Consider the following 13459-nt stretch of genomic DNA (forward strand, 5'->3'; position numbering starts at 1 on the left):
TTATGATTCATGAAACTGCTAAAATTCATCCATCAGCTGTAATTGAAGGAAACGTAACCATTGGAGCTAATGTTTCCGTTGGTCCGTTTACTTATATTACTGGCAATGTGTCGATCGGTGACGGTACGGAAGTTATGTCGCACGTAGTCATCAAAGGTGATACGACAATAGGCAAAGATAACCGTATTTTTCCATTTTCAATCATTGGTGAAGAAAACCAAGATAAAAAATATGGTGGAGAAATTACTACTGTTGTTGTTGGTGATCGTAATGTGATTCGTGAAAGTGTTCAAATCCATCGTGGTACGACACAAGATAAAGCAACAACAGTGATTGGCGATGATAATCTACTGTGTGTGAATGCGCATATTGCTCATGATGTGATTGTTGGTAATCATACCCATATAGGTAACAATGCTATTTTAGGTGGCCATGTAACTGTGGGTGATTACGCTGGTGTTATGGCGTTATCAGCGATTCATCCTTTCTGTTCTATTGGCGCATACGCTTACGTCGGTGGTTGTTCTGCTGTCGTTCAAGATGTATTACCTTATGTTCTTGCCCAAGGTAACCATGCTTCACCTTTTGGTTTGAATTTAGTTGGCTTAAAGCGTAATGGATTTGAAAAAGCAGAAATACGCGGGTTGCAGAAAGCTTATAAAGAAATTTATCGTTTAGGTAAAACACTTGATGAAGCAAAACTTGTATTAGTTGAAATGGCAGAAGAGTTTACCTCAATAACGCCAATGCTAGATATGCTAAATAACTCAGAGCGTGGCATCATCCGTTAATGATTATCTTCATATAATTGAGAACATGATGTGTATAGAAAAAGATCGCTCTATTTGCGGTCTTTTTTTGCTTTAAGCAGAAATGAAAAATTAGGTATAAATATGGCACAAGTAAATAAACCATTACGAATAGGTATTGTCGCTGGTGAACTTTCTGGTGATACGCTAGGAGAAGGTTTTATCAAATCAGTAAAAGCACAATATCCTGATGCTGAATTTGTTGGGATTGGTGGGCCAAAAATGATAGCTCAAGGTTGTGAGTCATTATTTGATATGGAAGAACTAGCCGTAATGGGATTAGTGGAAGTATTGGGTCGTTTACCTCGCTTACTGAAAGTTAAAGCTGAGTTAGTGCGTTTTTTTACTCAAAATCCACCTGATGTGTTTATTGGTATTGATGCACCTGATTTTAATTTACGTTTAGAAAAAACGCTAAAAGAGAAAGGCATTAAAACGGTTCATTATGTTAGTCCATCGGTATGGGCCTGGCGTCCAAAGCGTATATTTAAAATTGATGCGGCCACTGATCTTGTTTTAGCATTCTTACCGTTTGAAAAAGCATTCTATGATAAATACAATGTTGCTTGTGAATTTATTGGTCATACGCTAGCGGATGCTATTCCTATGGAAAGCGATAAATCTTCTGCTCGTAAATTGTTAGGTTTAAAGCAAGATCGTAAATGGTTAGCCGTTTTACCAGGTAGCCGTGGCGGAGAAGTTGCATTAATTGCTAAGCCATTTATTGAAACTTGTCAGCGTGTACATAAGCAATATCCTGAAATGGGTTTTGTGGTTGCAGCTGTGAACGAAAAACGCAAAGAACAATTTGAAACTATTTGGAAAGACATTGCTCCCGAATTAGAATTTACCATTATTCAAGATACCGCTCGAAATGTAATGACAGCCGCTGATGCTGTATTATTAGCCTCTGGGACTGTAGCGCTTGAATGTATGCTAATTAAAAGGCCCATGGTAGTTGGCTATCAAGTAAATAAATTAACAGGATGGATTGCTCAAAAGCTTTCTATTACTGAATTTGTTTCTCTGCCTAATGTCTTGGCAGGGAAAGAATTAGTACAAGAATTTATTCAAGAAGAGTGTCACCCTGATTTTCTTTATCCGGCAATGGAAAAAGTCTTGAGCCAAGATAACAGTAAATTAATTGAAAAATTTACTGAAATGCATCAGTGGATCCAAAAGGATGCGGACAAGCAAGCCGCTAATGCCGTCTTACGTCTAATTAATAAAGAAACAGTAGAATAACGTTATGACAAAAAAAACAGACTCAAAAGAATTACCACCATTTGAATACCCTCAAGGTTATCAGCTTTTTGCAGGGGTTGATGAAGTTGGACGTGGACCATTAGTTGGTGCTGTTGTGACGGCTGCCGTTATTTTAGACCCTAATAATCCAATCGAAGGATTAACGGATTCTAAAAAACTGACGGATAAAAAACGTGATTTATTGTTTCCAGAAATCCAAGAAAAAGCATTAGCATGGTCACTAGGCCGCTGTGAAGCACATGAAATTGATGAATTGAATATCTTACAAGCTACGATGGTTGCAATGCAAAGAGCCATTGCAGGGTTGCCGATTACACCAGATTTTGCCTTAATTGATGGCAATAAAGTTCCTGATTTACCAATGGATAGTTTGGCGGTTGTTAAAGGTGATTTACGAGTTCAAGAGATCAGTGCTGCATCTATTATTGCAAAAGTAACTCGGGATAGAGAAATGGAAGTTCTAGATAAAGAATTTCCTCAATTTGGTTTTGCGAAGCATAAAGGTTACCCAACCAAGGCACATTTTGCTGCCATTGAAGAGCATGGTGTGATATCTGAGCATCGCCGTAGCTTTAAACCCGTGAAACGTGTGTTAGGAATAGAGTAATGTCTGACCCTAAATTTGTACACCTTAGAGTTCATAGTGATTTTTCGCTTGTTGATGGCCTTTCTAAAGTCCCACCATTAGTTAAGAAAGTTGCTGAGATGAACATGCCAGCCATGGGTTTAACTGATTTCACTAACTTATGTGGTTTGGTTAAGTATTATTTTGCAGCCCATGGCGCAGGTGTTAAACCGATTATTGGTGCAGATTTTACGGTTCAGTCAAAAGAATTTGGTAATGAGCTGTTTAACCTAACGGTCTTAGCAAAAAATAATGAAGGGTATAAAAACCTAACACTATTAATATCAAAAGCATACCTACGCGGTCACGTTCAACATACTCCTGTCATGGATAAAGAGTGGTTGATAGAGCATAAAGAAGGTTTAATTCTTCTTTCTGGTGGTAAGAATGGTGATGTAGGTAAAGCGCTGCTGAAAGGCAATAAAGAACTTGCTGATGAATGCGTTGAGTTTTATCAAACCTACTTTCCAGACCACTATTATCTTGAGTTAACTCGAACTGGTCGTACTGACGAAGAAAGCTACCTTCACTTTGCTGTAGAGCTCGCTGAAAAAGAAGGGTTGCCCGTTGTTGCAACCAATGATGTTCGCTTTATTAAAGCAGACGATTTTGATGCGCATGAGATTCGTGTAGCGATTCATGACGGCTTTACTCTCGTCGATCCTCGTCGACCAAGGCTTTATAGTGAACAGCAGTATTTACGCTCAGAAGAAGAGATGTGCGAACTTTTTGCTGACATTCCAGAAGCGTTAGAAAATAGTGTAGAGATAGCTAAACGTTGTAATGTAACTGTTCGCTTGGGTGAATACTTTCTTCCCAACTTCCCAACGGAAGGGATGAAAATTGAAGATTTCCTTGTAAAGAAATCTCAAGAAGGATTAGAAAGACGTTTAGCCTTTTTATTTCCAGATGAAAATATACGCCTAGAGCGTCGACCTGAATACGATGAACGTTTACAAATCGAACTCGACGTTATTAACCAAATGGGGTTCCCCGGTTATTTCTTGATCGTAATGGAATTTATCCAATGGTCAAAAGATAACTTAATTCCTGTTGGGCCTGGTCGAGGGTCAGGTGCGGGCTCACTTGTAGCTTATGCATTAGATATTACCGATCTTGATCCTCTCGAATATGACTTGTTATTTGAACGATTCTTGAATCCTGAACGTGTATCGATGCCCGATTTCGATATTGATTTCTGTATGGATAAGCGTGATCAAGTAATAGACCACGTTGCTGAAATGTATGGTCGTGATGCCGTATCTCAAATCATCACCTTTGGTACAATGGCAGCAAAAGCAGTAATTCGAGATGTAGGCCGTGTTCTTGGTCATCCTTATGGTTTTGTTGATCGTCTTTCAAAACTAATCCCGCCAGATCCTGGAATGACATTAGCAAAAGCATTTGATGCAGAGCCTCAACTTCCTGAACTGTATAATGGTGATGAAGAAGTTAAAGCCTTGATCGACATGTGCCGTATTTTGGAAGGCTGTACCCGAAATGCAGGTAAGCATGCGGGTGGTGTTGTTATTTCACCAACGACAATTACTGATTTCTCTCCTTTATATTGTGATGCGGATGGCAACTTCCCTGTAACTCAATTTGACAAAAATGACGTTGAAACGGCAGGTCTAGTTAAGTTTGATTTCTTGGGTTTAAGAACCTTAACTATTATTGATTGGGCTCTAGGCTTAATTAATCCTAAATTAGAAAAGCAAGGCAAAAAAGCGATACGAATAGAATCCATTCCTTTGAATGATCCTGCTGCGTTTAAACTGTTACAAAATTCAGAAACTACGGCGGTCTTCCAATTAGAATCGCGTGGAATGAAGGATTTGATCAAGCGATTACAACCAGATAGTTTTGAAGACATTATCGCATTGGTTGCACTTTTCCGCCCAGGCCCTCTGCAGTCAGGGATGGTGGATAACTTCATTGACCGTAAACATGGTCGTGAAGACGTGTCTTATCCTGATGTGAATTGGCAGCATGAGTCATTAAAGGAAACGCTAGAGCCAACGTACGGCATTATTTTATATCAAGAACAAGTAATGCAAATTGCACAGATCTTAGCCGGTTATACGCTGGGTGGCGCCGATATGCTTCGTCGTGCAATGGGTAAGAAAAAACCCGAAGAAATGGCAAAACAACGTGGTACTTTTAAAGATGGTGCCATTGCTAATGGGGTAGATGGCGAGTTGTCGATGAAAATCTTCGACTTGGTAGAAAAGTTTGCAGGGTATGGTTTTAACAAATCTCACTCAGCCGCTTATGCTTTAGTGTCTTACCAAACGTTATGGTTGAAAACGCATTACCCTGCCGAATTTATGGCGGCGGTAATGACCGCAGATATGGATAACACTGATAAGATCATCGGTCTTGTTGATGAATGTTTCCGTATGAAGCTAAAAGTGCTTCCACCAGATGTTAATGCTGGTTTATATCGTTTCAATGTCGATGAAGATGGCGCTATCGTTTATGGTATTGGTGCGATCAAAGGGGTTGGTGAGGCGCCTATTGAAAATATCATCGAGGCTCGTAATAAAGGCGGGCATTTCCGTGATTTATTTGATTTTTGCTCTCGAATTGACACAAAAAAAACCAATAAGCGTGTTGTGGAAAAACTGATCCGCTCTGGCGCATTAGATAGATTAGGCCCACACCGTGCCGCTCTGATGGCATCATTAGATGATGCAATGAAAGCGGCAGGGCAGCATCATCAAGCGGAATCATTTGGTCAGTCAGATATGTTTGGGGTATTAACTCAAGCCCCAGAAGAAGTAGAGCAAGCGTACACACACGTTCCAAGATGGCCAGAGAAAGTATGGCTTGAAGGAGAGAGGGAGACATTAGGTCTTTATTTAACCGGTCACCCCGTTAATGCGTATATTAAAGAGTTATCTCGATATACGACGTGGCGCTTGAATGATGCTCACGTAACTAGACGTGATCAAACCGTAACAGTTGCAGGTTTAGTTATTGCTGCTAGAGTAATGACCACAAAACGAGGCAGCCGTATCGGTTTAATGACATTGGATGACAGATCGGGCCGAATGGAGGTCATGTTATTCTCAGATGCGCTTGATCGATATGCAGATTTACTAGAAACTGACAAAATAGTGCTGGTTTCTGGACAGGTCAGCTTTGATGATTTCAATGGGGGGCTTAAAATGTCTGCCCGTGAAGTGATGTCATTGGGAGATGCACGAGAAAAATACGCTCGTGGATTATCAGTGTCTATTACGGAAGCACAAATAAACAATCAATTTTTTGAGCGCTTTAGTCAAATACTAGAGCCGAATCGGGCAGGGACTGTTCCGGTAAATGTCTATTATCAGCGAGCGAATGCTCGTGTTAAGTTGGTCTTAGGGACAGAGTGGCGAGTGACGCCAACAGACCAACTAATGGATGATTTGAAATCGTTGCTTGGCGAACAGCAAGTCGAGCTTGAGTTTAACTAGAATAAGTAAGGCTGCTAATTTGAGCGGCCTTGAACTAATAAGGATTCTTTAATGAGCCTAAATTTTCTTGAATTTGAAAAACCAATTGCAGAACTAGAAGCTAAAATTGAAGCGCTGCGTGATATTTCTCGCCGTGGTGGAGATAATACGCTCGATCTAGAAAAAGAAATTAAGCAATTAGAAGATAAATGTTTAGAGCTTAAAAAGAAAACATTTAGTAACTTAGGTGCGTGGGAAGTAGCACAACTTGCTCGTCATCCTGAGCGTCCATATGTACTAGACTACATCGAACATATGTTTACTGAGTTTGATGAATTAGCGGGCGATCGAGCTTTTGCTGATGATAAAGCGTTAGTGGGCGGTATGGCACGTTTAGATGGTCGTCCTGTGATGATTATTGGTCATCAAAAAGGGCGTGGTACAAAAGAAAAAGTATTACGTAACTTTGGGATGCCAAAGCCTGAAGGTTACCGTAAAGCAAAACGTTTAATGCAAATGGCTGAGCGTTTTAAAATGCCAATCATTACTTTCATTGATACAGCAGGTGCTTACCCAGGTGTTGGTGCGGAAGAGCGTGGTCAATCTGAAGCGATAGCAACGAACCTAAAAATCATGTCAGAGCTAAGCGTTCCTGTGATTTGTAATGTTGTTGGTGAAGGTGGTTCTGGTGGTGCATTGGCTATCGGCGTAGGTGACTATGTCAACATGCTTCAGTATTCTACTTATTCAGTAATTTCCCCAGAAGGTTGTGCATCAATCCTATGGCGTGATTCAGATAAAGCACCGCAAGCGGCTGAAGCGATGGGTCTTGTTGCTCCTCGCTTAAAAGAACTAGAGCTGATTGATACGATTATTGATGAGCCACTAGGTGGCGCACATCGTAATCATAAAGTTACGGCTGAAAACATTAAGGCTCGTTTGATTGAACAATTGAATGAACTTGAAGGTTTTGATGAAGAAGCACTGCTTGATCGTCGTTACCAACGTTTAATGAATTACGGTTACTGCTGATAATTTGTGTTAGATAGAGTAAAGTGAAAGCGAGCCAGAGTGCTCGCTTTTTTATTATCTGGATATATTGTTTATGCTTTATTCTCAATTCTCATCTCAATTAGATTCTTATCCTGTATCTAAGCCACATCTTATTGTCGCCTTAAGTGGTGGTATTGATTCTATGGTTCTACTTCGCCTTGCTTCTATCTACGCAAAAGAAAGAGGTTTTGAATGCATTGCTGTTCATGTGAATCACGGATTAAGTCAGCATGCATTTGATTGGGAAGAAGTGTGCCAAGTTCATTGTAATTCTTTATCAGTTGAGCTCTATATTGAGCGAGTACAGCTTACTGTTAGTGCTCAAGATAGCTTAGAAGAAGTCGCAAGAAAGGCTCGTTATCACGCATTAGAAAAGCATATGCAAATGAATAGTTTATTGTTAACCGGTCAGCATCAAGATGATCAGGTTGAAACTTTTTTTCTTGCATTAAAAAGAGGAAGTGGTCCTACGGGATTGTCTTCAATGCCGGCGGTAGCGCTCTTGCCAAAAGGTTATAAATGTCGTCCATTATTAGCCATGTCTCGAGCTAATATTGAGTTGTATGCTAAAGAGAACAGATTAAAATGGGTCGAAGATGAAAGTAATAAAGACACTCGGTTTGATCGAAATTTTTTACGTCACGATATCGTTCCTCATCTAACTGATCGTTGGCCAAGTTTTGCTTCTTCTGTTTCTCGTAGTGCTCAATTATGTGCAGAGCAAGAGATTTTGTTGACCGAATTACTGCAGCCAAAATTAATTGAATTTCAAGACAGTTATAGTGGAATAGCCATTTCACAATTAGATAGCGAATCAGAATTAGCTCGAAATATGTTATTACGCTTGTGGTTAAAGCAGTTCTCAATGCCTTTACCAAGTCAGGCTCAGCTAAAAATATTATGGACGGAGGTTGCAAAAGCAAAAGCGGATGCGAACCCTTCGTTGATGTTAGGTTTAATACAATTAAGACGCTTTCAAGATCGCTTATATTGTTTGCCTGTATATCAAGATCTGTCTTCTTGGAAGGGGGCGTTGAATTACACCGTAAATCTGCCTGATAACCTAGGAATGCTTACGTTGGGAGATAACAATAGGAATAGTCATCAAAGTGTAGGTGAGTCTACCTTGTTGCTAAGAGCTCCTTTAGAGAATGAAATAGTTGAAGTGCACTTTAATGTACAAGGGTTATCCCCTCATCCTGAAACCCGCGAACACAGCCGTAAAATGAAAAAACTGTATCAAGAATATGGGATCCCAAGTTGGCAGAGATCGCGACTACCTCTGATTTTTTATAATGGAGAGCTTGCAGCAGTTGCTGGGTTATTTGTATGTAAAGCATTTTCAGGTGAAGAGTGTGAGCTGATCTGGAAGAAATCAGACTAGAAATAGACTTTCAGTACGAACTTGTCAAAATGATAAAAAATATAAATGGAGCAATGGAATGAAAAAAATAATTGGGTTAGCAGTTATCGCATTAATGGTCTCAGCACCGACATTGGCAGCGGGTGATGCGGCTGCAGGGAAGGCTAAATCACTTATTTGTGCCTCTTGTCATGGCGCTGATGGCATTGCGGTTATTCCGGGATATCCTAATTTGAAAGGGCAGAATGCTCAATATATCGAATCGTCATTAAAAGCGTATAAAAACAAAGAACGTAATGGGGGTAATGCAGCAGTAATGCAGCCGATGGCTTCGATGTTAAATGATACCGACATAGCTAATTTAGCAGCTTATTATTCAACAATGAAATAACCATAAATTAAGTAATGCGATTCCTAGGTTGTATGTTCGCTTTAGCTCAAGGATAATAGAATAATAATTAATACGAATGTTAAAGGACTAATATGAAAAAGATTGAAGCGATCATTAAACCATTCAAGCTTGATGATGTGCGTGAAAGCCTTGCTGATGTTGGTATCACTGGCATGACAGTATCAGAAGTCAAAGGGTTTGGTCGTCAAAAAGGGCACACAGAACTGTACCGCGGTGCAGAATACATGGTCGATTTTTTACCGAAAGTAAAACTTGAAATTGTAGTTACTGACGATGTTGTAGATCAGTGTGTTGATGCCATTATTGAAACGGCTCAAACGGGTAAAATTGGTGATGGTAAAATATTTATCTCTGATGTTACTCGAGTCATTCGTATTCGTACCGGTGAAGAAGATGAAGACGCAATTTAATGCCCACATAAACATGAGTATCTGCTAATCTAGTTAGCATTATATTACTTATTTAAGGAAGGAGTGATGATTCACTCCTTTTTTTGTTTATGAAAAAGAAAACGCTATTTTTATCTGGTTCAGCTTTATTCGTTGGGTTAGTTCTTGCCGCTAAATCAATGGTATTTACCGTTCCTGTGGGGCCTGAATTTATTGAGCTTTCTAAAGTGGCATCTAATGATTCATTGACCTACCAATCTGGTTGTAGCCAATTTAAAACGTCAGATCCAATCGATCGTAATGGTCAACTGAATGTCTTAGTTTGGAATATTTATAAGCAACAAAAAGACGATTGGGAGGCAGCATTAAATACACTAACAGCCTCTTCTGATTTGGTTTTATTGCAAGAAGCCAGTTTAACGCCTGAATTAAAACAATTTGTAGTGGATAAATCGTATTCTGCTGAGCTAGTGCGAGCTTTTGATGTATTTGATACGAGTGCTGGGGTCTTAACGTTAGCAAAAGCATCTGCAGAAAAAGTGTGCGCTCATACTGCGATTGAACCGTGGTTACGTTTACCTAAATCAGCGCTTCTTTCTGAATATCCTTTATCAAATGGAGAAACGTTAATAGTCGTTAATATTCATGCTATTAATTTTACGTTAGGAACTGAGGATTATAAAAATCAAATTGAAGCGTTATCAACAGAAGTTAAGTCACATGACGGTCCTGTGATTATCGCGGGTGATTTTAATTCATGGAGTGAAGATAGGCTTACGACATTACAACAAGAAGTGAAGCAGTTAGATTTAAAAGAAGTCGTGTTTACGCCAGATGATCGTATGCGTTTTATTACAGGTTTACCATTAGACCATATTTTTTATCGTGGCTTAGAAACAAAAGAAGCGCACTCAATTAAGAGTAACGCTTCTGATCATAATCCATTGCAAGTTAGCTTTACCCTGAAAACGCAGTAATAAAGCCCCAGAGTGCAAAGCAAGCAACCCAAGGAAGGATTGCAATGATGAGAGCTTTCGAGCGATCTAAATCTGTCCACGCACCTAATGCGGCATAACTTAAAACGATATACCAAGGCATAAGCAGTGGGAAAGAACTCGCATAAGCTGACCAATGATCAGTCATTGGCAGTTTGATTAAACCATTTAAGCTGTTTAAATCGGCAGCGTAAGGCATGATGTTAGCGTGATTAAGTAGCAGGCTAGCATAACTTGCAATATCCCCTATTAATGCAGGAAACATTATGACAGTGCTACCAGCAACCCATTTGAAGTAACCGTGCTGGTATTGGCTCTGCTTGGTTGCAAGCTTAAACCATAATGCTAATAACAAAATAGTTGCTGTTCGGCCCATCACATCATTAATTACTTCACCGGCTAATAAAATTTCTTTAGTTAGCCATTCACCTTGAACTTGTCCGCCAACACTTTCTATTTGTGCGATTAAGTTAGTGGTAACCCATTCAAAATTGACGAGGTCAAAATAGGTTCCCCAAAATATGAATGGTGCGAAGATCAATAAAACATAAGGCAGCCAAGCCCATTTGCCATGTTCATATAATGCAGCAAAGCAATCGGCTGGAGAGCGAAAAATATCGACCAATAAAATTAATGGATTTGAAGAAGGTGTCATACGTTTACCTTAGTAACATCAACGTAAAGTTTTAATTTTTGTCCTGGCTTAATATAAGAGCCACGTTCGATGTTATTCCATTTCATAATATCTGTCACAGAGACACTGAATTTCTGTGCGATAGAACTTAGGTTGTCCCCTTGTCTGATTTGATAATGTACAGTTCGGATGATTGCGCCATCAGAACTGTTCTTCCAAATCACCAAGTTTTGACCAACGCGTAAAGAATCTTTTGGAGCCATGCCATTCCATTTTGCTAGATCTCGGTATGAAATCGAGTTGTCACGGGCAATGCTCCATAGGCTTTCGCCGTCTTTAACTTTATGAGCTAGCTTGTATTTCCCTTTAGCTTTAGCTTGAGTCTTTTTTAAACGTTGTGGAGCACTTAACGCATACGTTTTATTACCTTGAGAAGCCGTTGGGATTAATAAATACTGCCCAACACGAATGCTCGAACCATTAATATCATTCGTTTGCTCGATGATCTTAGTTGTCGTGTTGTGTTTTACTGCTAATTGGCTAATGGTGTCACCAGGTTGTACTTTGTAGCGTACGACCTTCATGGTTTTATCACCATTTTTCTTTAGATTAGCATTAAATTGCGCTACGTTTTCTATAGGGAGTAATAGGTGGTAAGGGCCATCTGGAGACGTTGCCCATTGATTATAGGCTGGGTTATAGCCTTGTAGTTCAGTGATTGAAATCCCCGCAAACTCAGCCGCAATAGCAAGATCGAGTTGTTGTTTAGGGTCTACCATTTCAAGAACCGGTTTATTAGGGATCGGTGGAAGTTCTACACCGTATTTTTCATGATTTTTTATGATATCAGCAAGAGCAAGTAATTTAGGAACGTAACCACTGGTTTCTTCTGGTAAATCTAATGAAAAGAAATCGGTTGGCTTACCTAGCTTTCTATTCTTAGTCATGGCTCTTGATACTCGACCAGCGCCGCTGTTGTAAGATGCAATTGAATTTTGCCAGTCACCATCGAAGCGGCTATCAAAATATTCCATATAATCTAAAGCTGCGTTTGTTGCGGCTGGGACATCACGACGACCGTCATACCACCAATTTCGTTCTAATTTAAAGCGATCAGCAGTACCTGGAACGAATTGCCAGAGGCCAGCTGCACTGCCATGCGAATAAGCAAATGGGTCAAACGCACTTTCTACAACAGGGAGAAGCACTAATTCCATTGGTAAACCGCGTTTTTCTATTTCAACGGTAATCATATATAGAAAAGGCTGTGCTCGTTTGGCGACTGTGCGCAAGTGACTCGGATGCTTGATATACCAGTTGCGATAATAATCGACTGATTTATGATCTGGAATTGGCATTTCTAATTGCATTGCAATACGTTGCCAAACGTCTTCTTGTTCTTGTGGAGTCAGTGGTGGCTGCTCAACAGGTTCTATTTTAGAAGGCGTGGTGTCTGTTTTTGAAGGAGTCGTTACTGTTGTTTCTGTCTGAGCTTGCTCTGGAGGAGGTGCGGTTTGGCAGCCTGCTAATAGCGCTAATCCAATCCAATGGAATTTCAGTTTCATTGTGTATTGCCTTCAGTTTGCTATGCCAATATCGCATAATGATATTGGCATTCATATTTTTTATTTGGTAAGGGATAATACGTTGCAACCACAGATCAAACAAGTTTCCTATTTAAAACTCATCTTTCCATCGTCTTAATGCGGTAAAGGTCTCAAGCTCGGTACTATTGACTACTTTATTTGCGACGGATTTTTTCACATTGGCTTCATTTGTTCGTAGAAATGGGTTAATTAATTTTTCACGCTGTAATGTGGATGGGATGGTTGATTTACCATTAGCTCTAAGACGCAATACTTTTTCTCTATATTGTTGTAAATAGTCGTTGTCGGGTTCGACAGCTAAAGCAAAAGCTAGATTTGATGCGGTATATTCATGGGCACAATACACTTCAGTTTCATCAGGTAGGGCGGCAATTTTTTGTAGTGAGTTGAACATTTGCTCGGCTGTGCCTTCAAATAACCGGCCGCAACCTGCAGAAAATAATGCATCACCGCAGAAAAGTTTTTCGTCTCCCACATAAGCAATATGGCCTCTAGTATGACCTTCAACACCAAGAACCATAAATTGTTCATCGAATAATTCAACAAAATCGCCATCATTTACTGGGTGAGTTAATGTTGGAATGGGTTCATTTTCTGGGCCAACCACATTAACATTAGGGAACTGTCGCACAAGTTCAGGTACCCCCCCAATATGGTCATTGTGGTGGTGAGTTATTAAAATCGCATCTAAAATAAAATTATGCGCTTTAATGCACTCTAAAACGGGTGTCGCATCACCGGGATCAACAACAACACAATGATTGTCATTGTTGTGAATTAACCAAATGTAATTATCATTAAATGCAGGTATGCTTTTTATTGATAGCATTAACCTTTCTCCAAATTTTGTAGCGTAAATAGGTAAC

The 13459-nt window shown here is 39.8% G+C and carries 12 protein-coding genes; 9 read left to right on the plus strand and 3 right to left on the minus strand.

What is annotated here, in order from left to right:
• Nucleotides 1-2: 2 nt before the first annotated feature.
• The 9 genes from lpxA to A6E06_RS17220 all read left to right on the plus strand — a co-directional run bounded on the left by lpxA (nt 3) and on the right by A6E06_RS17220 (nt 10334).
• Nucleotides 3-791, plus strand: a complete 789-nt coding sequence (gene lpxA / locus A6E06_RS17180) for an acyl-ACP--UDP-N-acetylglucosamine O-acyltransferase (RefSeq protein ID WP_065593897.1) — start codon at nt 3-5, stop codon at nt 789-791.
• Nucleotides 792-893: 102 nt separating this feature from the next.
• Nucleotides 894-2054, plus strand: coding sequence for a lipid-A-disaccharide synthase (gene lpxB / locus A6E06_RS17185; RefSeq protein ID WP_065593896.1), 1161 nt, complete (start codon nt 894-896; stop codon nt 2052-2054).
• 4 nt (nt 2055-2058) lie between these two features.
• The gene (gene rnhB, locus A6E06_RS17190) at nt 2059-2682 is read left to right on the plus strand and encodes a ribonuclease HII (RefSeq protein WP_065593895.1); all 624 of its coding nucleotides are present in this window, start codon (nt 2059-2061) and stop codon (nt 2680-2682) included.
• On the plus strand, nt 2682-6161 hold the full coding sequence (gene dnaE / locus A6E06_RS17195) for a DNA polymerase III subunit alpha (RefSeq protein WP_065593894.1): 3480 nt from the start codon (nt 2682-2684) through the stop codon (nt 6159-6161). The genes rnhB and dnaE overlap by 1 nt, the downstream gene beginning before the upstream one ends.
• A 51-nt stretch (nt 6162-6212) precedes the next feature.
• Nucleotides 6213-7172, plus strand: a complete 960-nt coding sequence (gene accA / locus A6E06_RS17200) for an acetyl-CoA carboxylase carboxyl transferase subunit alpha (protein WP_065593893.1) — start codon at nt 6213-6215, stop codon at nt 7170-7172.
• A 73-nt stretch (nt 7173-7245) separates the two neighbouring features.
• Nucleotides 7246-8577: a tRNA lysidine(34) synthetase TilS gene (gene tilS / locus A6E06_RS17205; RefSeq protein WP_065593892.1), complete on the plus strand. Its 1332-nt coding sequence runs from the start codon at nt 7246-7248 to the stop codon at nt 8575-8577.
• A 58-nt stretch (nt 8578-8635) separates the two neighbouring features.
• On the plus strand, nt 8636-8947 hold the full coding sequence (locus A6E06_RS17210) for a cytochrome c (RefSeq protein ID WP_065593891.1): 312 nt from the start codon (nt 8636-8638) through the stop codon (nt 8945-8947).
• 92 nt (nt 8948-9039) lie between these two features.
• Complete coding sequence (gene glnB, locus A6E06_RS17215; protein ID WP_065593890.1) at nt 9040-9378, plus strand: nitrogen regulatory protein P-II; 339 nt, start codon at nt 9040-9042, stop codon at nt 9376-9378.
• 89 nt (nt 9379-9467) lie between these two features.
• A complete protein-coding gene (locus A6E06_RS17220; RefSeq protein WP_065593889.1) occupies nt 9468-10334 on the plus strand; it encodes an endonuclease/exonuclease/phosphatase family protein in 867 nt (288 codons plus the stop codon).
• Here A6E06_RS17220 and A6E06_RS17225 read toward each other — a convergent pair.
• The 3 genes from A6E06_RS17225 to gloB form a co-directional block, all read right to left on the minus strand.
• Nucleotides 10315-11007 (minus strand): YIP1 family protein, encoded by a 693-nt coding sequence (locus A6E06_RS17225; protein WP_065593888.1) that lies wholly within the window; start codon nt 11005-11007, stop codon nt 10315-10317. The genes A6E06_RS17220 and A6E06_RS17225 overlap by 20 nt on opposite strands.
• Nucleotides 11004-12551, minus strand: a complete 1548-nt coding sequence (locus A6E06_RS17230; RefSeq protein WP_065593887.1) for a LysM peptidoglycan-binding domain-containing protein — start codon at nt 12549-12551, stop codon at nt 11004-11006. The genes A6E06_RS17225 and A6E06_RS17230 overlap by 4 nt, the downstream gene beginning before the upstream one ends.
• A 112-nt stretch (nt 12552-12663) precedes the next feature.
• Nucleotides 12664-13422, minus strand: a complete 759-nt coding sequence (gloB, locus tag A6E06_RS17235; RefSeq protein ID WP_065593886.1) for a hydroxyacylglutathione hydrolase — start codon at nt 13420-13422, stop codon at nt 12664-12666.
• Between the last annotated feature and the right edge of the window lie 37 nt (nt 13423-13459).

Origin of the sequence: Aliivibrio sp. 1S175, from assembly GCF_001690985.1 — a bacterium.
Classification (GTDB): Bacteria; Pseudomonadota; Gammaproteobacteria; order Enterobacterales; family Vibrionaceae; genus Aliivibrio.